This is a genomic window from Flavobacterium succinicans, from assembly GCF_001662485.1.
Taxonomy (GTDB): domain Bacteria; phylum Bacteroidota; class Bacteroidia; order Flavobacteriales; family Flavobacteriaceae; genus Flavobacterium; species Flavobacterium succinicans_A.
In genome coordinates this window covers 126774-151050 of the sequence record NZ_JMTM01000017.1, presented here as the reverse complement: position 1 = coordinate 151050, position 24277 = coordinate 126774, and the positions used below count along the sequence as shown (strand labels likewise).

Genomic DNA, 24277 nt, shown 5'->3' with positions numbered 1-24277 from the left:
TGTTTAATTTTACCAAAAAAAGCAGATGAAAAAATTTTACGTTTTTATTTTATTTTTAACTTCTTCGCCTTTTATTGCACAAATAAAAGGAACTATAACTGACGAAAAAGGAACTCCTTTACCTTTTGTTTCCGTTATTATTCAAAATTCCTATTCAGGAACCACCACCAACGACAAAGGAAAATACGAACTTAATCTGAAAAAAGAAGGCGAGTACACCTTACTATTTCAGTTCCTTGGCTTTAAAACCGTAAAGAAAACGATTCATTACGAAAAAAAACCAATTACAATTGACATTCAGTTATCGGAAGAGAATTACAACCTCAACGAAGTAGTCATCAATCCCAAGAACAATCCCGCTAACGCCATTATCAAAAGTGCGATTGCAGCACGTAAAGAAAACGCTGAAAAAACAGCTCGATTCACCGCCGATTTCTATTCGCGTGGATTGTTCAAAATCAAAAATCTGCCTAAAAAGATTTTAGGAATGAAAATAGAAATGCCAGACGAAATGACCACTGGCTTAGATTCAACTGGAAGCGGTATTTTGTACTTATCTGAAACCGTATCAAAACTCACCTTCGAAAAACCAAACAACTATAAAGAAAGAATTATTGCCTCTAAAATATCAGGAAATGACAAAGGCTTTAGTTACAATACCGCTCGTTCTTCATTTTATGATTTTTATGACAATACGATCGATTTTGATGTAAAAATGATTTCGCCCATAGCCAGCAATGCCTTTCAATATTACAAATACAAACTCGAAAGCACGTTTTTTGACGAAAGCAATCATCAAATCAATAAAATTAAAGTCATTCCAAGACGCGACAAAGAGCCCGTTTTTGAAGGTTACATTTATATTGTAGAAGACAGTTGGGCGATTTATGCCGTTGATTTCGATATCAAAGGCTATCGTATGCGCAATGAATTCACCGAAGTAATGACCTTAAAACAAAACTTCAATTACAATTCCAAAACTAAAATTTGGAGCAAAAATGCCCAAAGTTTAGCTTTTACCGCTGGTGCATTCGGGATCGGATTCTCAGGCACTTTCAACTATGTGTACAGCAATTATGAATTCTTTGACGCTTTTGATAAAAAGACCTTTGGCAATGAAATTGTAAGTTTTGAAAACAATGCCAACAAAAAAGAAGACACTTTCTGGGAAAGCACAAGACCCATTCCACTCACCGAAGAAGAAAGCAAAGATTATATAAAAAAAGACAGCATTCAAACCATCCGTTCGTCCAAAACCTATTTGGATTCTATCGACCAAAAACGAAATAAATTCAAACTATTAGCCCCTATTACTGGCTATAATTATCGAAATACTTTCAAAAAATGGTCGTTCGATTATGCTGGATTACTAGATGTAAGCTCACTAACTTTCAATACGGTTCAAGGTTTCAATCTTGACTCTGGGTTTACGTATCGTAAATGGGATGATGAATCTGGCAAAAGCACAGCCCTTGCAACGACTTTCAATTATGGTTTTTCAGATGAGCGTCTTCGGGTGGTCGGGAATTTTAGCCATCGTTTTAACAATCAAAATTATGCGACAATTTGGGTTGCTGGAGGAACGGCTGTTAAACAATTCAACGAAAGCAATCCTATCTCGCCTTTTATCAATTCGATAAGTACACTCTTCTTCAAAAACAATTTTATAAAATTGTACAACAAAGAGTTTTTCAATATAGCATATTCTCAAAACATCGCCAACGGCATCAACTTTACTGGAAAACTAGAATACAGCCAACGCAAACCTTTATTTAATACTACTAACTATACCTTTATCAAAAATGACGACTTTTATTCTTCGAATAACCCTTTGGATCCTAATGATGATTCAACAGCTGGTTTCACAACTCATCAGTTACTAAAAGCCAATTTGAACTGGCGCATTAACTTTGGCAACCAATACATTTCGCGCCCTGACGGAAAATTTAATCTCCGAAACGACAAGTATCCAACCGTACTTTTAGGCTACGAAAAAGCCTTTGCTGCTAGCAAAAAAAACTACGCGTACGATTTAATTAGTGCACGTATTCTGTATGACCTTCCGTTGGCCAACAAAGGCGATTTGGGTGTAAATCTAAGAGCGGGCAAATTCTTCAATGCCGAAAATATTGCCTTTATGGATTACAAACATTTCAATGGCAATCAAACACGAATTGGCCAAACCGAACGCTATTTAAACGTTTTCAACCTGTTACCTTATTACAGCAATAGCACAAACGATGCGTATTTTGAATTCCATTCAGAGTACAGCGACAATGGTTTTATCATGAACAAAATACCAGGACTCAACCTTTTAAAAAGCAGTTTAATGCTCGGTTTTCACAATTTAGCCGTTCCAAATCGCAAACCTTATCAAGAAGTCAGCATAGGTCTTGACAACTTAGGGATTGGAAAATTCAAACAGTTTAGAGTAGATTATGTGCGTTCTTACCAAAATGGTTTTCAAGGCGATGGCGTAATTTTTGGACTAAAGCTTTTGAATATTTTAGATTAGGAGCGGAAAGAATAGGCTTTCTTGTCGGCAAAGTCCCGTCATCCGCTATATCTTTTTTTAATAACCCAAACAAAACCCTTCTAGAATTCAAAACTCCAGAAGGGTTATTAAAAAAAGGATGCCGCTACTACCGGGGCTAAAAGGAAGCATTCTACCTTTTTGCTTTCGTAGTGACTTAAAATTAATTCGGTTCTACATGAATCAAAACATGTCCCAAAGAAGGGATTTGCGCTCGAAGGGTATCTTTTAAATCATGTGCAATATTATGTCCTTCTCTAACTGTAATGGTACCTTCTACCCTTGCGTGCAAATCTACATGATACTGCATTCCAGCTTTTCTAATAAAACATTTCTCAGTATCTATAACTCCTGGAACCGTTAAGGAAACGACTCTAATTTCCTCCACCAATTCATCATATAGATGTTCATCCATGATCTCGCTCAAAGCCGGTCTAAAAATTTTATAGCTATTGTACAAAATAAAACCAGAAGCAAAAAGAGCCGCCCAATCATCGGCAGATTCATACCCTTTACCGAAATAAAGCGCAATAGAAATACCTAAAAAAGCCGCTACCGAAGTAATGGCGTCGCTCCTATGATGCCAAGCATCGGCTTTCAAAGAAGAACTATTGGTTTCTTTACTCCTTTTCATCACTAACTGAAACGAATATTCCTTCCAAATAATGATGGCTCCCAAAATATAAAGTGTCCAAGATTTGGGTAATTCATGAGGAGTCCCTATGTTTTGAATGCTCTCATAGGCAATAATCGTAGCCGAAGTAATCAAAAAACCAACTACCAAAAACGTAATCAAAGGTTCAGCACGACCGTGTCCATACGGATGATTATCATCCGCAGGTTTATTAGAATATTTGATTCCAAAAAGCACCAAAAAAGACGCAAAAATATCAGTCGTAGATTCAATCGCATCGGCAATTAGCGCATAAGAATTACCAAAAAAACCAGCCAATCCTTTTACAATAGCCAAAGAAGTATTACCAATAATACTAAAATAAGTTGCCTTTATAGCTGTTTGTTCGTTTGTCATTGTTTTGTCAATTAAAAAATCGTTTAAACTAGCTTTGACAAAAAAAACAAAACTAATTTAAACGATTCATTGAAATTATTATTCTTTTTAAGCTCTTACAATATTGGCTCCGATAGCTCTTAAACGCTCATCAATGCGTTCGTATCCTCTATCAATTTGTTCAATATTTTGAATAGTGCTCGTTCCTTTTGCTGACAAAGCAGCAATCAATAACGAAATACCCGCACGAATGTCTGGTGAAGACATTGTAGTTGCTTTTAATTGCGATTTGAAATCATGACCAATAACAACCGCTCTATGGGGATCACACAAAATGATTTTTGCTCCCATATCTATTAATTTATCAACGAAAAACAAACGGCTTTCGAACATTTTTTGGTGAATCAACACATCTCCTTTTGCTTGAGTCGCTACTACCAAAATAATACTCAATAAATCTGGAGTAAAACCAGGCCAAGGCGCATCTGCTATGGTTAAAATAGAACCATCAATATCTGTTTTAACTTCGTAACCATTTACGTGTGCTGGAATAAAAATATCATCTCCTTTTTTCTCTAGTGTAATCCCTAGTTTACGGAATACATTAGGAATAACGCCAAGATTTTCCCAACTTACATTTTTTATCGTAATCTCAGATTTGGTCATTGCTGCTAATCCTATCCAAGAACCAATCTCAATCATATCCGGAAGAATACGGTGTTCGCAACCACCTAATGCCTCTACTCCTTCGATAGTCAACAAATTAGACCCAACACCAGAAATTTTAGCACCCATGGCGTTCAGCATTTTGCATAATTGTTGCAAATAAGGCTCACAAGCAGCGTTGTAAACTGTAGTTGTACCTTTCGCCAAAACAGCAGCCATTACGATATTAGCTGTTCCTGTTACTGAGGCTTCGTCCAATAACATATCTGTACCTGTAAGTCCATCTGGAGCTTCTACTCCATAGAAATGATCTTCTCTATTGTATCTAAACTTAGCGCCTAAATTGATAAATCCTTCAAAATGGGTATCCAATCTTCTTCTTCCAATTTTATCTCCCCCTGGTTTAGGAATATAGCCTTTACCAAAACGAGCTAATAATGGTCCAACAATCATAATCGAACCACGTAAAGAACCGCCTTCTTTTTTAAAAGCTTCAGTTTCTAAATACCCCATATTTACTTCATCGGCTTGAAAAGTAATCGAACTATTTCCGTTTTTTTGAATTTTAACTCCTAAATTACCCAACAAAGTAATTAACTTGTTGATGTCAATAATATCCGGAATATTATTGATAGTTACTTTTTCTGGAGTAAGCAATACGGCACATAAAATTTGTAACGCTTCATTTTTTGCTCCTTGTGGGGTGATTTCTCCTTTTAATTGAATTCCACCTTCGATCTTGAAAATTCCCATTTGTTATACCAATTTATATTAATCAATAATTACCCAAAATATAATTACTGTTGTTTTCTGTTTTGATTTTTATGTATCGGTGTTTTGCCCGATTTGTTTTTATTATTCTGATTTTTTTGTTGATTGGAAGGCGTAATTTTATTCGACATTCTTTTGTTGGTTCGAAGTAAATCCGTAGTTCCCAAAAGCTCTTCTTTGCTTTGCAACAAATTCAATTTCCCGCCAGATAGCTCATACAAGTGCTCAAAAATAACATCGTCTTTTACAGTGTCTTTATTCCAACTCAAATACGATTTCTTCATGTGATTGGCAATTACCTTTACCAAAGCACTTTTCATTTCGCCCTCTTCCCACTTATTGGCCACATCTATCATGTACTTAATATTATTTCCATAATATCTGTACTTAGGATAGTTCTGAGGATATTGCAAAATCTCAGGTTTCAGTTGCAAAACTTCACGCGACGGAATAGGATACGGAGAATCTACCGCCAAACGAAAGTCGGACATAATAAACAACTGATCCCATAACTTATGCTGAAAATCTGGAACATCGCGCAAATGTGGATTCAAACTTCCCATCACTTGAATGATGTATCTAGCGGCTTTATTACGCTCTTCATCGTCTTTAATATCAGTAGCTTGCTCGATCAATTTTTGCAAATGACGACCATACTCAGGAATGATTAAATGTTTTCTTTCAGAATTATATTCTAAATGATACACTACATCATTGGCGTTCTCTTTTTTATATTTTTCGATCATATTTATAGGGAAACAATACCTTCAATTGTAGATAATTCTTGGTATTTTTCGATAATTTCTTGTGAGCTTTTCATGGTTACATCAACAGAAACACTGGTAAATTTACCCGTTTTTGATTTTGTAGTTTTAATTACCGCTCCCATGCAATTAAATGCCTCCTCTACTTTTTTAACATTTCCTTCTACTGAAGGAACGATAAACTTAAACAAGTATTCTGCAGGCCAAGTATTACTATTATCTAATTCTACTTGTAATCTTTCATAAAAAGCAGCGGTCTCTTTTTCTTTGTCTTTATCCATTACTAATTTAAAATAAACGCAAATATACATTTTTGAGGGCAGATTTAAGAATTTACAACTAGGTTTTAGTTTTTTTTTTAGAATATTCCATTATGACAATGCATCACTATCCCAAAAAATATTTAGTGCTACTAGAAAAAATTTATCAAAAATAAAACACTCACTACCAATACATTTACATCTAACCTATTTTCAAAACCTCAATCAAAGCCAACAGACATTTATATCATAAATAATCCTCATAAAAATGTTTTGAAAACCAATAAGTTTAGGTAAATTTGCGCCCTTATTTACAAAACGTGCAAAAAGAAATCATCGTTATTATTGGAGGTCCTGGAACGGGAAAATCAACTATCATCAATCAGCTTACAGCTTTGGGACATTGCTGCTATCCAGAAATTTCCAGACAAGTAACTGCCGAAGCCAAAAAACTAGGAATTGACCAATTATTTCTGGAAGACCCAATATTGTTTAGTCAAAAACTTCTCGAGGGAAGAGTTAAACAATTTAACGACGCACAAAACGAATCACATACTGTGGTTTTTATCGACAGAGGCGTACCTGATGTAGTTGCTTACATGAATTTTATTGGTGATTCGTATCCACCCCATTTTGAAGAAGCTTGCAAAACTTGTGCTTATTCAAAAATATTCATGCTCCCGCCATGGGAAGAAATATACGAAAGTGATGGCGAACGCTACGAAAATTATGAACAAGCCCAACAAATATATTTACACCTGAAAGAAACCTATCAAAACTATGGCTACGAATTAATCGAAGTTCCAAAAGATACGGTTGATAACAGAATTCTTTTTATCTTAGACCGAATTTCCAGCAAATAATCAAGAAATCGGAAACAGATTTCTAGTTCGAACGAAACTGAAATCCATGCAAGAAGCCTTACAAATTCTAAATAAATATTGGAAACACAATAGCTTCCGTTCGCTTCAACAGGACATTATTGAATCGGTTCATAACGGCAAAGATACCATGGCCATTCTTCCAACAGGAGGCGGAAAATCAATATGTTTTCAAGTCCCCGCTTTAATGAAAGAAGGCATATGTCTTGTCATTTCACCTCTTGTCGCTTTGATGAAAGACCAAGTAGCCAACCTCCAGAAGCGAGATATCAAAGCCATTGCCCTCACTGGCGGAATAGCAACGGAAGAAATTATTGATTTACTAGACAATTGTCAATATGGCAATTACAAATTTCTATACCTCTCACCTGAGCGTCTTCAAGGAGACTGGATTTTAGACAGAATCAAAAATCTCCCTATCAACTTAATCGCTATTGACGAAGCGCATTGTGTATCGCAATGGGGTCATGATTTTAGACCTGCATATTTAAAAATTAGCCATCTTAAAGAACATTTTCCAAAAATCCCTTTTTTGGCATTGACAGCTACAGCTACACCAAAAGTCAAAGAAGATATCATAAAAGATCTCAATTTAAAACAACCCGCTGTATTTCAAAAATCATTTGCTAGAGAAAATTTAGCCTATATGGTTTTTGAAGTCGAAGACAAATTATATCGCATACAACAAATATTGATTAAAAACCCAGCCCCCTCTATTATATATGTAAGAAACAGAAAATCATGTTTAGACATGGCTGCTCAACTTAATACTTTAGGATTTAGAGCTACTTATTATCATGGTGGTTTATCATATAAAGAGAAAGAAAAAAACATGCAACGATGGATGAATGAAGAGGTTCAAGTTATTGTAGCTACCAATGCCTTTGGAATGGGAATCGATAAATCAAATGTAAAAACGGTTATTCATATTCAATTACCAGAAAATCTAGAGAATTATTACCAAGAGGCGGGAAGAGCGGGAAGAGACGGAAACAAAGCGTTTGCCATTTTATTGAATAGCCCATCGGATAGCATCCAGGCAGCATCACAATTCATCCATAATTTACCGGATCGTTCCTTTTTGAATTTGGCTTTTGTGAAGCTTTGCAATTATTTCCAAATCGCTTATGGTGAAGGCATAAATGAGCAATTCACCTTTAACTTAAACCATTTTTGTTCAAAATATAGTTTTCCCATTCTAAAAACATATCAAGCGTTGCAATTTCTGGACCAACAAGGTATAATTAATTTATCACAAGAATTTTCAGAAAAAATAACCTTGCAATTTCTAATTCCGTCTAAAGAAGTCATTCGATACATTAGTCTTAATCCAAATGACGAAGAAATCATTCTGGCTATCCTAAGAACCTATCCAGGAATATACGAAATGCAAACTCCTTTCAACCTTTCGTTAATCGCCAAAAAAGCAGGCGTTAAGGATGATGCCGTTCATTTGGTTTTGAAAAAATTAGCTGAAAAAGAAATCATTGAGTATCACGCAAAAAACAATGATGCTACAATTGTTTTCAATGAAGTTAGAGAAGATGAACGAACGATCAATCGGGTAATCAAACATTTGGACCAGCAAAATCAATTAAAAAAAGAACATCTTGCTAGTGTTATCGAATATATCCAAAATAAAAATCATTGCAAAAATCAGCTACTTCTTGATTACTTTGGAGAAAAATCAAACCAAGAATGCGGTATTTGCTCTTTTTGCATATCGAATGCAAAACCAACAAATATTGATCAAGAGTTATCAAACACTATCCTTTTACTTTTACAAAAAGAGGATTCAAACTCAAGAGAACTCGAAAAAAAGACTCAAAAAAGTGCGGATGCTATTATCTTTGCACTACAAACCTTGCTAGAGCAAAACAAGATTAAAATTCTACCCAACAATAAATATACTTTACAATAAAATGGAAAAATTACGAATCGTTTTTATGGGAACTCCCGAGTTTGCCGTAGGAATTCTAGATACAATAGTCAAAAATAATTTCGAAGTTGTTGGGGTAATTACCGCGACAGATAAACCAGCAGGACGCGGACAAAAAATCAAATATTCTGCAGTAAAAGAATATGCACTAGAAAAAGATTTAAAGATCCTGCAACCTAGTAATCTAAAAGACGAAAGCTTTTTGGCGGAGTTAAAAGCATTAAATGCCAATTTACAAATTGTTGTGGCGTTCCGAATGCTTCCAAAAGTAGTTTGGGAGATGCCAGCATTAGGAACCTTTAATCTTCACGCTTCCTTATTACCCAATTATCGAGGAGCTGCACCAATCAATTGGGCCATCATCAATGGAGAAACCAAAACTGGAGTTACTACTTTCTTTATTGATGACAAGATTGATACTGGCGCTATGATTCTTAGCAAAGAAACAATGATTGAAAAAGAAGAAAATGCTGGAATGTTGCACGATCGACTGATGCATATTGGAAGCGAAACAGTTATAGATACCTTAAGGCTTATCGAATCCAAGAAGGCTACTACTACCATTCAGGAAGATAATGAAGAAATTAAAACCGCCTATAAACTTAATAAAGAAAATTGCAAAATAGATTGGAATCAATCTGCAGAAAGCATACACAATTTGATTCGTGGTTTAAGTCCTTATCCCGCCGCTTGGTGCTATTTTAATGACCACAATACTGAATACAATGTAAAGATTTATGAGTCAAAAATAGAAACAGTATCTCATTCCAGCCCTATTGGGAGCGTCATTTGCACTAAAAAAGAATTAAAAGTAGCCGTACAAAATGGTTATATAGAAATTTTAAGTTTACAATTCCCAGGAAAAAAAAGAATGAAGACGGTAGAACTATTAAATGGAATTAATTTTTCCGAAAATTGCATAGTGTCTTAAACTCAGTAAAAACAGGCATTCGCAAAGTTCATTACTTTACAACAAGTCATTTATGAACAAAAAAAATAAGTTATTAACAAATTTAACTAAAAATCACAAAAACACTTGTGTGGAACGTAAATCCTACTAAATTTGTTCTAATAACATTTTAACCAACAATTAATAACTATTTATTATGAACAAATCAGAATTAATCGACGCTATTGCTGCTGATGCAGGAATTACAAAAGCAGCTGCGAAATTAGCATTAGAATCATTTTTAGGAAATGTAAGTGGTACCTTGAAAAAAGGAGGAAAAGTATCTTTAGTAGGTTTTGGATCATGGTCAGTTTCTTCAAGAGCGGCTAGAGATGGTAGAAACCCACAAACTGGAAAAACTATTCAAATTGCAGCAAAAAATGTTGTAAAATTCAAAGCTGGAGCAGATTTAGAAGGTGCAGTAAACTAATCCATTCTAACTATAATACATTAAAACCTTCCCTATGGAAGGTTTTTTTTTGCATTTGAACGATTATTTTTGGCTAACTAAATTAATTTTAGCTAAATTTAATAAAAAATCAAATTTCCATGATAACAGATAAATTAAAAAAAGGACATTTGCTCATAGCAGAACCTTCGCTAATTGGCGATTTATCATTTAATAGGTCTGTAATATTATTAGCAGATCATAATAAAGAAGGATCTATAGGTTTTATCATAAACAAGCCTCTTAAATATACTATCAACGATTTGATTCCGGAAATTGAAGCCCGATTCAAAATATACAATGGTGGTCCTGTAGAACAAGACAACTTGTATTTTATTCATAACATTCCAGACCTTATTCCAAATAGCGTTGAAATATCCAATGGAATTTATTGGGGAGGTGATTTCGAATCGACAAAAGAGTTAATCAATACTGGTTTAATTGGAAAAAACAACATCCGTTTTTTCTTAGGCTATACTGGCTGGGAAGAAAAACAATTAGAAAATGAAATGGAAGACAATTCATGGATAATTACAAAAAACTCTTATGAAAATAAAATAATAGGAAAATCACCAACTCATTTTTGGAAAGAACAATTAATGGAATTAGGTGGCGACTATTTGATCTGGTCTAATGCTCCAGAAAATCCATATTCAAACTAATTCTTCTCTAAATGTTGTAAGAGTATTTCATTCAATACTTTGGCAGTGCCTATTACAAACTCTTTTTTTCTATATTTTGTTACGGGCTGTATTCCCCTAATCACATTAGTTATAAATAATTCATCTGCTTTTTGAAGATCAAAGGGCGAGATAACTTGTTCAACAACTTCTAAATCAGTTTCTTTTTTCGCTAAACTCAAAATTTGTTTTCTCATAATACCATTCAAGCACCCTTCACTAACTGGTGGCGTAATTAACCTATTACCCATTTTCATAAACAAATTACCTTGTAAAGCTTCCACCACATTTTTATCATCATTTAGAAGTATACAATTATCTAAGTCATTCTCATTAGCATAAATACTACCTGTGATATGAATCATTTTATTGGTAGTTTTTAAGGTAGATAGCAATTGTTTTGAGATATAGAAATCTTTATACAAATCTACTTCATAGGGCTTTTCATCAATGCTATAAATAGACTGAATTAATGCTGTAGCTTGGATAAGAAATGAAACTGAATTATTCGTAGGCAAATAAAATCCCCCATCGTTTCTGTAAACTGTAATTCTAACACGAGCGGATTGCTCACATTTATTACTTTTGGCTAAAGTTAGTATTTGTTCTTCAATATATTCTAAGGTAAAAGTCATTGGGATTTCCATACGAACAATTCGCATCGCAGCCATTAATCTAAAATAATGATCTTCAAAGAATAAAATCTTACCATCTATAACTTTCATTGTTTCAAATACACCATCACCATACAAAAAACCTCGATTTTGTTCTAACAAATTTGTATTTGAATCCAGTAGTGTTCCGTTAAAATTAATCATAAAAAAAGCCCTAAAATTAGTTTAGGGCAAAGATATAGTTAAAAATAGACTTTTACTACACGGAACCGATGAGATGTTTTAAATCAGAAATTTGATTTTCCCACAATTGAGAAGCTTCAGCTACTTCATTCTTTTCAGCAAAATCGACAACTAACAAGGAAACATCCTTAGTCAATTCATCTTCAAGAATATGCAATTCAAAAAAATATTCCGTATCCTTATTTTTATCATCTACCCATCTAAACTTAACTTTCTCTCCTGACTTTTTTGAAGCTAATCTTGCTTTTTCTTGTGTGTCATCCCAAATGAAAGTAAAAAATTCTCCTCTTGAATTCACGTCATCAGCAAACCATTCTGCCAACCCTGAAGGTGTAGATATATATTGATATAATAATTGTGGTGAAGAGTTTATAGGGAATTCAATCTCATATCTTACTTTTTGATCCATACTTACTTTTTTTTTTGGAAATATAAGAATATAAAGCCAAAATAAAACGATTTTAAAAAAAAATATTTTTTACACAAATATGCTTGTCAACTCTAATTTTATTTTTATATTTGCACCCGCATTCAGGGGTTATTCAATTAACCAGAATATGGCGAGATAGCTCAGTTGGTTAGAGCGCAGGATTCATAACCCTGAGGTCCCGAGTTCAAATCTCGGTCTCGCTACTAGGTTGAAAAATCAAAAAACACAGATTTTATGCGGTTTTAAAGCAATTTAAAACCGTTTTTTTATGCCTAAAATTATCGACCTCTTATCAAATGAATACGCTAACGCATACGATTTGGAATACAAAAGTCAATATTCAGCACCTAAAATATACGATGCAAACGGTGATTTATCGAAGCGTTGGTATGTGTATTATTCCTACAGAAACCCTGCAACTGACAAGCTAGAAAGACAGACTCCGATCTATGCTGGAGTAAACAAATTCAAAAATCTTAAGGAACGCAAAAACGCTATAAAAATTTTAGCTAAAGCGGTTGAGAATATTTTAGAAAATGGCTTCAATCCATACGATGAAGATTATGTTCCTGTTGATGATGCAAAAAACTATTCAATTGCAGATGCTGTTACCTTCTCTTTAGAACTAAAGAAAAACACATTAAAGGAGAATAGTTTTAGAGATTTCAGAATTCGAATTAAATCATTTGAAAAATGGCTTTTGTCCAATGGTTTCGAAAACCGTTACATTACAGCAGTTAACAAAAAAACAATTGTGACGTTTTTGAATAGCGTTTTATCGACAACTAGTGCCAAAAATCGTAATAATACACGAGCCATTTTATCTATGTTTTTTCAATCATTGGAGGATAACGATATTATTCCTGACAATTTTGTCAAAAAAATCAATGTCTTAAAATCCAATCCTGAGAGAAATAAAACCTATAGTAGTGAACAAGAAGTTGATATTTTCAACTATCTAAAAAGTAATGATGAATTGTTGTTGCTGTTCATCCAGTTCATTTCCTATAATCATTTACGCCCCGTTGAAGTGGTTCGTCTGCAAATTAAAGATGTAAACGTAAAAGATAGAAGGATTTATGTCAGAGCGAAAAACAAAGCGGTAAAAGTGAAAATCATTCCCGAGATATTACTTTCTACTTTACCTGACTTAGAGAAATTCAATCCTGAGAGCTACTTGTTTACTCCCAATGGAATTGGGCAAGACTGGGCAACAAATGAAACGGACAAAAGAGATTATTTCAGTAAACGATTCAAAAAAGTAAAAGATAGTTTAGGCTTAGGCAAAGATTATGGATTGTATAGTTTTCGACACACTTTTATTACTAAGCTTTACCATGAATTTGTAAAAAACTCTACACCATTTGAAGCTAAAAGTAAATTGATGTTAATTACAGGTCACGAAACTATGGTTGCTTTGGATAAATATTTACGTGATATTGATGCGGTACTTCCTGAGGATTATTCACAACATATTAATAATGCTCAATAAATAGTTTTCTTCTATTTTTTGAGCATTTTATTATACGTTTCAAGATCCCACTTTTGGTTTTTTAAGTGAACATAATTAGGGTTGTCAATTAGTTTGGGTTCTAAGTTGAATTCTTTCAAGGTTTCAGCCAACATTAATTGTTCGAAATAAATGGGCATGAAACGAAGGATTCCTTTTTTAGCAAACTTTTCATAATTATCAGCAATAAATTGATGCGCTTTTTTACAAAATTCAGTATTGAAGCTCAAATCTTTACAACCGTAAACTCCCATGTTATAGGCATGAGTATGGTGTTTTTCGGCTTGTCTGTAGCTTTCTTTAAAAAAAGCACCACTGTCAATACTTTCCACCAAAACCGAATCAAACTCGGGTTGGTGTCCTAAAATCACATCTAAATCAAGGAATAAAAAAGGGGTGTTTTGTGCTTCATAGGCAAAAATTTTAGGCATTGCCCAAAGTTCTTTATCAAAGGCCTTAGGTTCTTGAATAACAATATTTATCCCTTGAATATCTTTGATTTGCTTTGCGAATTCATCGTTGGTATAAAAATAGACCTCTGAATAAAACCGCAAAGCATCATTGATAGATTTTCGAAGAAACCATTGTTGAAAATCAGGTTTTACCCATTCTCTACTTAAGATCATGGGATGATAAGTATAAATTACTCTCATAGAAAAATGCTACCAAACGGGTTGAATTTGCACTTCTGAATATTTCAAATGACTGACCAAAAAATTAATCTTCACATTGGAATAGGCTTGTGTTACAATAATATTAGCATTTCGCCAATACTCAACATTAGTAAATCGGAACGGTATGTTATTCCCTGCTCCATCGCGAATACTTAGCACATCAATTATCTCACCTTTAGCTGTATCGGGTAAAGTAATATAATTGATACCATTTACCAAATTTACATACTTATAAGCAAATTCTATTACACGTTCAGAAGTAGACAATTGCATCAACGCTTTGTATACCCCATCAGTATCAACAATTCCTAAAACTCCAGAAGCCGCTCCTTGTTCTTTAAAAAGGGTAACAAACTTTTGTCTCTCGCCATTCCCTGTAACATAATCCATTAATGAATACCCATCATTGTTTGGACTATACCCCGAATTAGGCTCAAATCGATTAGGAATTCGTAGAGAAGTCAATGTTCCTGGTACTCCTTGCTCTCCCTTTTCTCCTTGGATGCCTTGAATACCCTGATCGCCTTTGTCACCTTTATCCCCTTTTACGCCTTGAAGTCCTTGTTCTCCTTTGTCTCCTTTTATACCTTGAATGCCCTGTTCTCCTTGGACGCCCTGAAAACCACGTTCTCCTTGAACACCTTGAATTCCTTGTTCACCTTTTTCTCCTTGAATTCCCTGAATACCTTGTTCCCCTTGGATTCCTTGCTCTCCCTGAATACCTTGTTCTCCAGTTCCACCATCACAACAATTGTCGATGAAAAAGAATTTTTCAGCCAATTCAATCAAAAAGGTATTGAAGCTTTGAGCCATAATCATTGGTTCACACAATTCAGTAGCTACCTGCAAATAATCCATTACAAAAGGATTGTTACCAAAAGAAGCTTCGGATTGGATTTTAAACATAGAAGCCGAAGAAGGAACGCCAACCACATTTTGTGCCGGACTAAAAGAGGTAATTAGGAAATTGTCTTGTGTGCGAAACAACAAGACATTTCCGTTTTTATCTTTTACAAATTTTACAATTTTGCTCATATTCACAAATTAAGCCGCTCTTCTAACTTTTCTTTTTCGAACTACTCTCCTTTTTGGTGTTTTTGCTTTTGCAGCTCTTTTTACCACACGCTTTTTTACTGGCTTTTTTGGTTGTGCCACTTTGACGACTTTACCGCCTTTGATGTATTTGTAGCCTTTTTTTAGTGTACCATCTACTTTCAAGCCTGTGGCTTTTACTACTCTAGTACACACGGTTTTTAAACCTCTCACACTTGGTTTTTTTAATCCTTTACTTCTCATGTTTTTACTGTTTAAATCATCCATTTCTAACTTGTTTTGCAAATCGTGAATTTGTTTTCTGATACTTACAATTTCACTTTTTGTTGAATTCCAACTTTGTGTTTTCAAAAATCGGATTGTGGCTAAAATTTTTTTTCTTTCTGATACAGTTAATCTTTTCATACTTGCAGTTGTATTAATTCACACTAAATGATAATCTTCTTTTACTAGTGGTTACAGTTGGTGTTTCCGTTCCACTTCGCATTAATCGCTTATTAAAAATATTGAACTTCAAACTATCCAAAGGTTTGTCATGATAGCGGTTTTTGTCGGCATAGACATAATTCTCTCGGTAATCAGACTTTTTTTCAGTAAACAAAACAATATCTGCATCAAACTGACTTTTGCTTCCGCCACGCATTTTACCATCAGTGGTTTGTTGGAAAATCACAAGGAATAATTTACCATCGTATTTTTTTCGCAAGTCTTTATCTACCTCAAATCCTTTGTGCATTTCCTGCATTTTGGTAAAACTATCAATGACAATCACATCGTTTTTGGCAATAAGCTGTTCTAATTCCTGCACCGATTTTACTTCGGGAGCTTCGATATGATTCAAAGCTTTGGCATTTAAATATTGCTCGGCTTTATCAAAATATAAATTACTCTCGGGATGCTCTTCTATACTGGCGTGACCCACTTTATAATTTTGCGCCATGGCATTCATAAACTGAAAAGCCATTCTGGTCTTCATCGAACCTTGTCCACCTGTTAACGAAATCACGACACTTTCTTTATTCTTGCGCTCAATTTGACCTAAAAACTGCGCCATTTCTGTGTTGTCAATCTTGAAATAATTGACGTTTTTAGACTTGTTTGCCATTTTATAAGCCAAAGTATTTCGGTTGGTTTTGTTCCCTTTTACAGCTCCAAACAAAGCATATTGACCTCCTTCAATTTTTGGTTCTTCCACCGTTTCCGTTTTGTCAACTATTTGTTTTGGTTGGACAACTTTCTTTGACGTTTTGGGCTTCAACGACATATCAATGATTTTCTTCGGCTTTCGATTATTGCCTTTGACAAGTTCCTTCAAAGCCATTACAAATTGCTTAGTTTCTAAATACACCCAGATTTGGTCTTCCTTTTTACCTGCTTGCATTTCTGCTACTTCAAAAATTTTGGTTTTGGTGTTGTAGTTGATGAGCAATCCATCCACATTGATTTTTCCAAAACTTCTAGGCTCAAAAACCACTTCGTTACTTTCTTTGTACTCTGTGACTTTAAGCTCAATTTTATGCATCATTAAAAAACCGTTTCCAATATCTCTCAAAGAAGCGATTGCATTGGTGTCAATTTTTGGTGTTGGTTTTTTGGTTGGCTTTTTAACTGGCGTTTTTACTTTTGATTGCGTTGGTTTTTTGACTGGAGTAGCTTTTGCTTTTTGAGGCGTAGTTGTTTTTGAAACACGCTTGGCTGTCGGCTTATTCTCTTTTCCTTCTGACTTCAAAAGCTCTTTTACAAATAAGAAATCACCGTTGGCATCGGGTTGCAAAATATAATCTGCTGCTTTTTGGGCTTGGCTACTGGCTTTCATCAAGAAACGATTGTCGTTTTCTAAATTAGGCAACAACACATCATTCCATCCTTTTAAATAACCTGCGTGGTTTTTATTGGTGTAAAACATAATTCCTGCTTGTGCCGATAAAAACACGGCTCCAAACTCTGCAATCAATTCTTCAAAAGCATATTCAGCCGACCCAAAATCATTGGCCAATTCTCGTTTCAATCGGCTAACATGACCTGTACTGTGACTTAATTCGTGAAAATAGGTTCTGTAAAAATCCTCCGAAGTTTTGAACTTTGACAATTCAGGCATACTCAACAAATCCTTAGCAGGCACATAAAAAGCTTTATTTCCTGTAAAAAGAATTTCAGGTTGTGGCTTTGGATAGTTTTTTACAATAGCCTCGGCTACGTCAATCTTTTGGTTATCCCCTGTTTCTATTTCATTGTTCACTACTTTGCCTAACAACGGAAAATTTTCTAAATCAAAATCGATTCCTTCTATATCTTGTCCGTTGAAGACATTGTAGTATTTCAAGAAATAGACTGTCTTTTTATCGCCTTTTTCTAATTTGTTATCTTCAATTACCGAATTCAATCTTTCAATTTCAGCATCGGAATATTCTTTGTCGTAGGTGGAATAATAAATCACACGATAGCCATGACTTCCTTTTTTGATTTTTCCGCCTTTCTCTTGAATTTGCTTGAACGTCAAAAAATAAGGATTGTCCAGCATCCCAAAAAGCGGAGACAACATCACCACATTTACCCCTCGATAAGCTTTTTTGGAAATGAAATTATACGGAACCAAATAGCCTTCTTCTTTCCATGCTCGTTTGTAATCACCTTTGTTGGCATCTTTGATTAAATCAATCATACGCTTGGTCACCATGTCATAGATTTCATCGGGAGAAACGGGTTTTCCCAATCCAATATCTTCGGATTCAGGAATAAAATCCAAACCATTCAACAAGCCTGTATGTCCTTGAACATCCACACCATTTAACCCAAAAGCGGATTCGGTATGTTGCAATTCAATTAAAAAAGTATCGGATATATAGGCTTGCAACACTTTTCTAATTCGATTGGAAATAGTGGAATTTTGCTCTTTTTCGGCTTTGACTAATAGACTTTCAAGTGTTTCTCTAGTAATCACTTTCCCGTTTAAGTTGTTGAATTCTTCTGCTAAAGTCATATTATGAAAGTGTATAATCGATTCCTAAAATGCTTACTACGGCTTCTGTTCTAATCTCGTTTATTTTGAAACCATCATTTCGTAAAATGGTGATTGCTGTTGTAATAGCGGTTTGTAAATCTAGTTTTACAGGGATTTCTTTGAGTATGATATTGGAATTGGCTGGAATATTGATCGAGTTAATATTCACTTCGGAACTCCCAAAAAGCATATTTCTTTTGTCATAAAACAAAATGCGTTTTAAGGTCACGGCAACAATATTGGCATCAAAATTCACTTGGGTTGGATTAACCATTTTCAAATCCAAAAGAAACGTCACAAAGGGAACACCATCATTCCATTTGACATCAAACTTTTTGAAAGCCACTGGATACACTTTCACGAATTGAAACTGCTCAATGATTTTCTTGATTTTATTGCCCAATAAAAAATAGCCAACTACTGCTACTATGCCCACACCGATGATAATTTTTCGTACACTCATTTTGTGATTATTAAAACAATTACACCCACACTTTAGCTACTCGCCACACCAAAACCCCAAGAGTTACTCCTCCCAAAACCGCCAAAATCTTAACCCAAATGGGAATGTATTTCACAGGTACTTGAACTTTTTCTTTTTCAATGGCTATGGCGTTTGTGGTTTTGTTACTCGCTGACTTTTCGCTTTGGGTTTGCGCCATTTTCTGCCAACCCACGATCATTTTTTTTATGGTATCGTAATAAATACCCATTGCATTATCTCCTGATTTCTTTTTGCTATTGAGCTGTATCAAAAGTTGGTCAATGGTCATTTGCGTGATACTATCACATTCGGGTTTTACCGTTTTCACTTTGGAAACCTGAATAAATAAACTATCCAAAACGGCTTGGTTTACAACCGTTACTTTCAAACTATCCGCTTTGTAGGTTACTACTCGTTCGATGGTATGTGTTTTTTCTAAAGGTTTTGAAGCGCACCCATTCATTAAAAGGGTAAGCATGAAAACCAAGGCTAAAACCAATAGCGTTTGCAAAAAGGTTTTTAATGGATTCTCTGATTGATAATTTGGATTCATGGTTATCTAAATTTTGTTTTTATGACACTTTTTAGCACATCAAAAAAGCTACTAATTAAGTCTTCAACCTCACTATGAATTAAGGTGGAAAAGGAACCTCCCCAAGCACAAATGACATAGGTTAGAATTTTATTCAAATTCAAATACTGGTCGCATACGGCATAGACCGAGAAAGCCACAAAAAAACTCATAATGCCTTCGGCAAGAAACCAACTCAATCTTGGCTTTTTTCCTTTGGATATGGCATTATAAACTTTGGTAAAAACGCCAGCCAAAACCACAATGAGAAAAAGAAAATAATCCTGATATTCTTTGATACTATTTAAGAAGGTACTTTTCATTTTTGGAAGGCTTTTTTATTAGTAAATACGAGCCAATCCCAAGCGTAGCTATAACTAGGCTTGGCAAAAGCAATTGTGTGATTATTCGGTTTGGGCTTTTTTTTTTCGAAAACAAAACGAGACAAACGATTGAGCCATCCTCTTAAATTCACACCGCCCAAGCTTCGGTAATACTTCTCTCGGGATTTTTTTAATTCGAAATGCAAAAACTCTGGATTCGATGCGTTGATGAGCGCAATGGTATCTCTTGAAATCTTGCTGTCTACTTTTATTTTGGCTCCAAATCGGTCTTTCAATACTTGTTTGACAAACATTCGTTTTCCCGAATTGAAATAATGATCTACAATAAGATTCGCTACCGATTGATTTTCAATTTCATCGGCATTGCAAGCATCCCAATAGTATTTTTTGGCAATCAAAACCGCTGTAGATAAAGGCAAATTTTTCATGTCACTTACCGTTGGTGGGCGTTTGATATATGCTTCGTAAACGGGTGCTGATATTCCGTACTTGGTTCCCACCATTTGCCCTAAGGAATTGGTATTGCCTTTACGGTCGGAAATTTTGTTTTGGTAGCCACCTTCTGCTTTTAGTAATTCGGGTAGAAATAAATTGAAATTTGCCATTACAATACTACTTTTTGTGGTTCACTGTTTTTATTTCCCATGAGCAACAACAATCCGATAACGGCTACTGCTCCTAGTACAACTTTGGTTTCTGAGTTCATCTTAATACGGTTTTACGGCATTGCCATTCACAAAATAATACACCCCATTACGGTTGATTAAATATTGACCGCCCACTTTTGAAGCAACAAACACTCCGATATGTTCTCCATAATCAAAGCTTCCTCCGATAAAAGGCTTGGTTCCTGTATTGAAATAGGTTCCTTCGGCTGTTTTTTGCGCATTGAAAACGCTCACATCATTTTGAATCGCCATTACTTTTTGTCCTTTTTTGGGCAAAACAAAAGCAGTAGGTTGTGCTTTACTGGCTACTTTCTTTTTAGCATACCCATTGAGACTGATTTTGGTCACTCCCTTTTTGGCCAATAGTGCTGCTTTGGTCATGTTGCCAAAATCGCCATCAATTTTAACGCCCAACAAACGTTGCAATTCTCGCACTTCAAGCCCTTTACTTCCTTTAAACAATAGTTTGTTTTTGTCTAAAACGGCTCCTACTGTGGGTTGTTGAATCGCTACTTTTGGGGTTGCTGGTGCTACGGGTTCTGGAGTATAAACCATCAAATCCTCTTCGGCTTCTTTTTTCTTTTTCTTCCAATACAGAAAACCTAAAATTCCCGCTCCAACTACTGCTGTTCCTAGTAGTACTTTATTTTCTTTGCTCACTTTCATATTCTACATTATAAATACATTGGAAATTTTTTTCGCAACAAATGATAATCAGCATCATTCAGTTCTTCTCTTAACCACGTTTTCAAAGGCAATGGGGTTCCGCCAATGGTATTGTAACCTAACAAGCGGTTGTAATTTCTAAGTCCAAAGGCTTTACTGATTAAACCAAATTGGGCTTGTGAAACTCCTGTTAGTTCCTCAATGATGGTTTGCTCGTCTGTGCCGGTGTAAATGTTCATGGCATTGTACAAGGCTGTGGCTTTTTGGCTGGCTGAAAAAACTGGAATCATATTCACATCACCTTCATCAATATATTTCGTTCCTCCACCTAAAACCGATTGTCCGTTTTTGTTCTTCTTGGTTAGAAAAAAAATCCCTGTTCCAATAACCAAAACCGATACGCCTAGTAGTATTTTCGTTTTATTTGTCATTAGAAAAATCCTTTTATTAAAAATCGCAACTTGGCAATGTCGGTTTCATTGAACTGATCTTGCAACCATTCCACTAAATTCATCTTGACCAAAGTGGCACTTCTTCGCTCTCCAAACTCATTGTAAACCATAATAAAACCGTTGTGATTCAAACCTGTTAAGTTGTTCTCTACGGTTTTGTAATTGGCCCCAAAACCCAGCAATGCGGTGTAAATAGCTTCGGCTCTTGCTTTGGCTTGGGTTACATTGATATTGCTTGGTTTGTATCTTTTGTCGGCTCGTAACTGTTGGAATCCTTTGAAAATTTTATAGTAGGCAAAGGCAAATATTCCGCCCAAGAGTGCCACTTTCAAAACGGTCATTCCTGTTGGGCTCAACCTCATTGTACTTTCCATCTTCCTTTTGTTTTATGCCGTTAAAAAACCTTTTATCATCTCAAAATTGGTTTTCAATTGGGTGATGGCTGATTTATTTTTGGATAGTTCCGCCAACTTGGTCAATACTTCTGCATCGAGTTTGGCGAGTTCTTTGATTGCCGATGTCTTTGGTTTTAACTCAAAAGGGGTTTTGGCAACCACTTCGATTTGAATGCTTTGTTTTACGCTTCCCATAAGTGATGTTTTTTTAATAATTCTGCTAATTCATTCGAGAATTCAGCATTAGAATTCAATCCGTTGTTGATGTTATCTAGGACGTTTACCACTGAATCGTCTATGTTTTGCAAAGCCGTTGCAAATTGTTTTTTAGCTGGTGAAGTGAAACTTTCCACCGCATTTCCCAAACCGACAGGCGGTGTACCTTTGACAAAACTCATTAAAGCGGGCAATTGCTGAATGGCTCCTAACAACATTTCTTGATTGCCTTTGCTTTTGTTGATGTCATATTTGGATGCCAAGCGTTCTTCTTTCAGCTCTTCATTTTGCTTTTTGAACTCTTTATTTTCGGCTTTCAAGACTTCATTTTCGGTCAACAATCGTTGGGCATCGCCTTTGGCTACAAATAAATTAATCATGTCCAGTGTTCCTAAACCATACGAATTCTGAAAAAAATCAGTTGGCTGTTGTGGTACATTTGGTGCTTGAGGTGCTGGCATTGGCTCGGAAGTATCTTTTGAAAAATTGACTTCAAAGCTTTGACCATCAATTTTGAACGTACTTCCGTTTTTGCGCTTCAAACTCAAACTTAATCGCTTGTGACCATTGGCAAAAAGGGTTTCAAAAAACTGTTCTGCCGTTCCTTCATCAGCTGTGATTTCAGCATGGGTTTTATTGCGAAACACAAACGAATTGGTATCCAAATCGAAAACCGAAACTGCCGAATACTGGTCGGTGTTTAATTTTTCTATGAGATGATCTAATTCCTGCATCGTATTAATTTTTTATAGACAATATCTAGTTCTTTTTTGTTCCAACTGAATTTTGAAAATTCACTCGAACCATTGGTATCCGTTGGTGCAAAACGAATGGATAATTCCACTCTTGAAGTCGAACCATCCGAAACTACAATCGTGGCTCTTTCTTTGCTGGCCAACTCCAAATCATTGATAAAAACGGGCACAAAACCACTATTGATTACTTGCAAAGTCGTTACATCCTCAATGGTGATGTCCTGATCTTTTTTGAGTTTCAAAAAAACTACTCCTGTGTTAATAATTAGAATGTCTTGTGTCATTTTTAGAGGTCTTAACAGCTAGAAGGATTTATTTTGTACATCAAAATCAAATGAAAATAGGTGTCTTTATCTACTGATTTTGCGGTCTTTGCTTTGAAGGTGAATGTTTTGGATTCCGTATCAAAAAGCAAGGGTTTGTAACTATCTTCAAATCCTGCACCTTCTCTGCGTTTCCAATGATTGATGTGAGTAGGTTTTGAAAACGCTACGCCACTATCATCATAAATACCAAACTCGGCAAAATTATCAGGGTCGTTGTGGTTGGTATGCAATTCGGCTCCCAGTATAAAACCCACATCTAAAGCCGTGGTAAGCATTGCTTCATTTCCTTCGGTTGGAATCAATAAATTGATTACTTTTTCTCTTACTGCCATAGTGAATAGTGTTGAAAAAAAGCCGTAAACATTACGGATACGGCTTTATAAATTGAACCTTTACGGATTAAACTTGCGCTTGGTGCGCTCTTACTTCTATTCGAATGTTGTACTCTTGGTCAGCTGGAACCGAAACTCCTTTTGGGTATTCGATTTCCATTTCAAACTCCATATTCGAACGAATTAATGGAGAGGTCGATAAACTTCTAAAAGAAGACATAAATCCATCTTGACACAAATCGGTAATCGGCATATCTACCAATTGATTTCTATCTTGGTTAATTCTGAATTCCGCACCTAAAAAAGCTTTAGGCAAACTGTTTTGTCCTGCGATGCTCGCTGGACTTATCCAAGTTTCATTCTTCAAATCGTCTGACTTTGTGGCTCCCACCAAAACACGCATACTATCCAAAATGTAGTCTCTACCTGCGTTTAATTTGTTTCCATCAATGTTGGTAATTCCAACTTCTCTTCTAGTATTGACATCTACTAGATTTACAATACCTGCATTACCTTTGATCTTCACATTTAAGTAAAGCGTTTTGTCGGTCAATTTTAATTGCCCCACTCTTGGAATTCCACCATTTCTTTTAGCCTTGATTGTCGCTACCGCTGACGCTAATTCTACTCTTCTAGTCATTTG

General features: G+C 35.2%; 29 protein-coding genes and 1 tRNA gene. 8 read left to right on the top strand and 22 right to left on the bottom strand.

Going from position 1 to position 24277, the window contains the following annotated elements; all coding sequences use genetic code 11:
• Positions 1-25 precede the first annotated feature (25 nt).
• Positions 26-2515: a DUF5686 and carboxypeptidase regulatory-like domain-containing protein gene (locus tag FLB_RS02850; protein ID WP_064714450.1), complete on the top strand. Its 2490-nt coding sequence runs from the start codon at positions 26-28 to the stop codon at positions 2513-2515.
• Between the two features lie 181 nt (positions 2516-2696).
• Here the strand turns inward: FLB_RS02850 and FLB_RS02845 are convergent, their stop codons facing one another.
• The 4 genes from FLB_RS02845 to FLB_RS02830 all read right to left on the bottom strand — a co-directional run bounded on the left by FLB_RS02845 (position 2697) and on the right by FLB_RS02830 (position 6024).
• Positions 2697-3563, bottom strand: coding sequence for a cation diffusion facilitator family transporter (locus tag FLB_RS02845; protein WP_064714449.1), 867 nt, complete (start codon positions 3561-3563; stop codon positions 2697-2699).
• A gap of 87 nt (positions 3564-3650) precedes the next feature.
• Complete coding sequence (murA, locus tag FLB_RS02840; RefSeq protein WP_064714448.1) at positions 3651-4961, bottom strand: UDP-N-acetylglucosamine 1-carboxyvinyltransferase; 1311 nt, start codon at positions 4959-4961, stop codon at positions 3651-3653.
• Positions 4962-5005: 44 nt separating this feature from the next.
• A complete protein-coding gene (locus tag FLB_RS02835; protein ID WP_064714447.1) occupies positions 5006-5725 on the bottom strand; it encodes a DUF4290 domain-containing protein in 720 nt (239 codons plus the stop codon).
• Between the two features lie 2 nt (positions 5726-5727).
• Positions 5728-6024, bottom strand: coding sequence for a DUF493 family protein (locus FLB_RS02830; protein WP_064714446.1), 297 nt, complete (start codon positions 6022-6024; stop codon positions 5728-5730).
• Positions 6025-6323: 299 nt separating this feature from the next.
• On the opposite strand from FLB_RS02830, the gene FLB_RS02825 reads away from it, so the two are divergent.
• The 5 genes from FLB_RS02825 to FLB_RS02805 all read left to right on the top strand — a co-directional run bounded on the left by FLB_RS02825 (position 6324) and on the right by FLB_RS02805 (position 10882).
• Complete coding sequence (locus FLB_RS02825; protein WP_064714861.1) at positions 6324-6866, top strand: AAA family ATPase; 543 nt, start codon at positions 6324-6326, stop codon at positions 6864-6866.
• Positions 6867-6912: 46 nt separating this feature from the next.
• Positions 6913-8805, top strand: a complete 1893-nt coding sequence (locus FLB_RS02820) for an ATP-dependent DNA helicase RecQ (protein WP_064714445.1) — start codon at positions 6913-6915, stop codon at positions 8803-8805.
• A gap of 1 nt (position 8806) precedes the next feature.
• Positions 8807-9754, top strand: a complete 948-nt coding sequence (fmt, locus tag FLB_RS02815) for a methionyl-tRNA formyltransferase (protein ID WP_064714444.1) — start codon at positions 8807-8809, stop codon at positions 9752-9754.
• A 175-nt stretch (positions 9755-9929) separates the two neighbouring features.
• On the top strand, positions 9930-10202 hold the full coding sequence (locus tag FLB_RS02810; RefSeq protein ID WP_064714443.1) for an HU family DNA-binding protein: 273 nt from the start codon (positions 9930-9932) through the stop codon (positions 10200-10202).
• Positions 10203-10321: 119 nt separating this feature from the next.
• Entirely contained in the window at positions 10322-10882 is a 561-nt protein-coding gene (locus tag FLB_RS02805) for a YqgE/AlgH family protein (protein WP_064714442.1), read from the top strand.
• Here FLB_RS02805 and FLB_RS02800 read toward each other — a convergent pair.
• Both FLB_RS02800 and FLB_RS02795 read right to left on the bottom strand, forming a co-directional pair.
• Positions 10879-11718, bottom strand: coding sequence for an aminotransferase class IV (locus tag FLB_RS02800; RefSeq protein ID WP_064714441.1), 840 nt, complete (start codon positions 11716-11718; stop codon positions 10879-10881). The genes FLB_RS02805 and FLB_RS02800 overlap by 4 nt on opposite strands.
• Before the next feature lie 55 nt (positions 11719-11773).
• Positions 11774-12166, bottom strand: coding sequence for an START-like domain-containing protein (locus tag FLB_RS02795; RefSeq protein ID WP_064714440.1), 393 nt, complete (start codon positions 12164-12166; stop codon positions 11774-11776).
• Between the two features lie 150 nt (positions 12167-12316).
• On the opposite strand from FLB_RS02795, the gene FLB_RS02790 reads away from it, so the two are divergent.
• A tRNA-Met gene (locus FLB_RS02790) sits at positions 12317-12390 on the top strand.
• Between the two features lie 65 nt (positions 12391-12455).
• Positions 12456-13679, top strand: a complete 1224-nt coding sequence (locus FLB_RS02785; RefSeq protein ID WP_064714439.1) for a tyrosine-type recombinase/integrase — start codon at positions 12456-12458, stop codon at positions 13677-13679.
• 11 nt (positions 13680-13690) lie between these two features.
• Here FLB_RS02785 and FLB_RS02780 read toward each other — a convergent pair whose 3' ends face one another.
• The 16 genes from FLB_RS02780 to FLB_RS02705 all read right to left on the bottom strand — a co-directional run bounded on the left by FLB_RS02780 (position 13691) and on the right by FLB_RS02705 (position 24274).
• Positions 13691-14350 carry a DUF6734 family protein gene (locus FLB_RS02780; RefSeq protein ID WP_064714438.1) on the bottom strand — a complete coding sequence of 220 codons (660 nt, stop codon included), beginning with the start codon at positions 14348-14350 and terminating at the stop codon, positions 13691-13693.
• Positions 14351-14359: 9 nt separating this feature from the next.
• Positions 14360-15406: a collagen-like protein gene (locus FLB_RS02775; protein ID WP_064714437.1), complete on the bottom strand. Its 1047-nt coding sequence runs from the start codon at positions 15404-15406 to the stop codon at positions 14360-14362.
• A gap of 9 nt (positions 15407-15415) precedes the next feature.
• Positions 15416-15829: a hypothetical protein gene (locus tag FLB_RS14310; RefSeq protein WP_064714436.1), complete on the bottom strand. Its 414-nt coding sequence runs from the start codon at positions 15827-15829 to the stop codon at positions 15416-15418.
• Positions 15830-15842: 13 nt separating this feature from the next.
• A complete protein-coding gene (locus FLB_RS02765; RefSeq protein WP_064714435.1) occupies positions 15843-18404 on the bottom strand; it encodes a zincin-like metallopeptidase domain-containing protein in 2562 nt (853 codons plus the stop codon).
• A 1-nt stretch (position 18405) separates the two neighbouring features.
• Positions 18406-18888: a hypothetical protein gene (locus FLB_RS02760; protein ID WP_064714434.1), complete on the bottom strand. Its 483-nt coding sequence runs from the start codon at positions 18886-18888 to the stop codon at positions 18406-18408.
• 19 nt (positions 18889-18907) lie between these two features.
• Positions 18908-19462, bottom strand: coding sequence for a hypothetical protein (locus tag FLB_RS02755; RefSeq protein ID WP_064714433.1), 555 nt, complete (start codon positions 19460-19462; stop codon positions 18908-18910).
• A gap of 2 nt (positions 19463-19464) precedes the next feature.
• Positions 19465-19803: a hypothetical protein gene (locus tag FLB_RS02750; protein ID WP_064714432.1), complete on the bottom strand. Its 339-nt coding sequence runs from the start codon at positions 19801-19803 to the stop codon at positions 19465-19467.
• The gene (locus tag FLB_RS02745) at positions 19800-20429 is read right to left on the bottom strand and encodes a glycoside hydrolase family 108 protein (RefSeq protein ID WP_064714431.1); all 630 of its coding nucleotides are present in this window, start codon (positions 20427-20429) and stop codon (positions 19800-19802) included. Before FLB_RS02745 ends, FLB_RS02750 begins: the two co-directional genes overlap by 4 nt.
• Before the next feature lie 102 nt (positions 20430-20531).
• On the bottom strand, positions 20532-21158 hold the full coding sequence (locus tag FLB_RS02740) for a peptidoglycan-binding domain-containing protein (protein WP_064714430.1): 627 nt from the start codon (positions 21156-21158) through the stop codon (positions 20532-20534).
• Between the two features lie 8 nt (positions 21159-21166).
• Positions 21167-21589 carry a hypothetical protein gene (locus FLB_RS02735; protein WP_064714429.1) on the bottom strand — a complete coding sequence of 141 codons (423 nt, stop codon included), beginning with the start codon at positions 21587-21589 and terminating at the stop codon, positions 21167-21169.
• Positions 21589-21984, bottom strand: coding sequence for a hypothetical protein (locus tag FLB_RS02730; protein ID WP_064714428.1), 396 nt, complete (start codon positions 21982-21984; stop codon positions 21589-21591). The genes FLB_RS02735 and FLB_RS02730 overlap by 1 nt, the downstream gene beginning before the upstream one ends.
• Before the next feature lie 12 nt (positions 21985-21996).
• Positions 21997-22200 carry a hypothetical protein gene (locus tag FLB_RS02725; RefSeq protein ID WP_064714427.1) on the bottom strand — a complete coding sequence of 68 codons (204 nt, stop codon included), beginning with the start codon at positions 22198-22200 and terminating at the stop codon, positions 21997-21999.
• Positions 22188-22955, bottom strand: a complete 768-nt coding sequence (locus FLB_RS02720; RefSeq protein ID WP_064714426.1) for a hypothetical protein — start codon at positions 22953-22955, stop codon at positions 22188-22190. Before FLB_RS02720 ends, FLB_RS02725 begins: the two co-directional genes overlap by 13 nt.
• A complete protein-coding gene (locus tag FLB_RS02715) occupies positions 22943-23260 on the bottom strand; it encodes a hypothetical protein (RefSeq protein ID WP_064714425.1) in 318 nt (105 codons plus the stop codon). Before FLB_RS02715 ends, FLB_RS02720 begins: the two co-directional genes overlap by 13 nt.
• Before the next feature lie 11 nt (positions 23261-23271).
• Positions 23272-23634: a hypothetical protein gene (locus FLB_RS02710; protein WP_064714424.1), complete on the bottom strand. Its 363-nt coding sequence runs from the start codon at positions 23632-23634 to the stop codon at positions 23272-23274.
• A 67-nt stretch (positions 23635-23701) separates the two neighbouring features.
• Entirely contained in the window at positions 23702-24274 is a 573-nt protein-coding gene (locus tag FLB_RS02705; RefSeq protein ID WP_064714423.1) for a hypothetical protein, read from the bottom strand.
• Between the last annotated feature and the right edge of the window lie 3 nt (positions 24275-24277).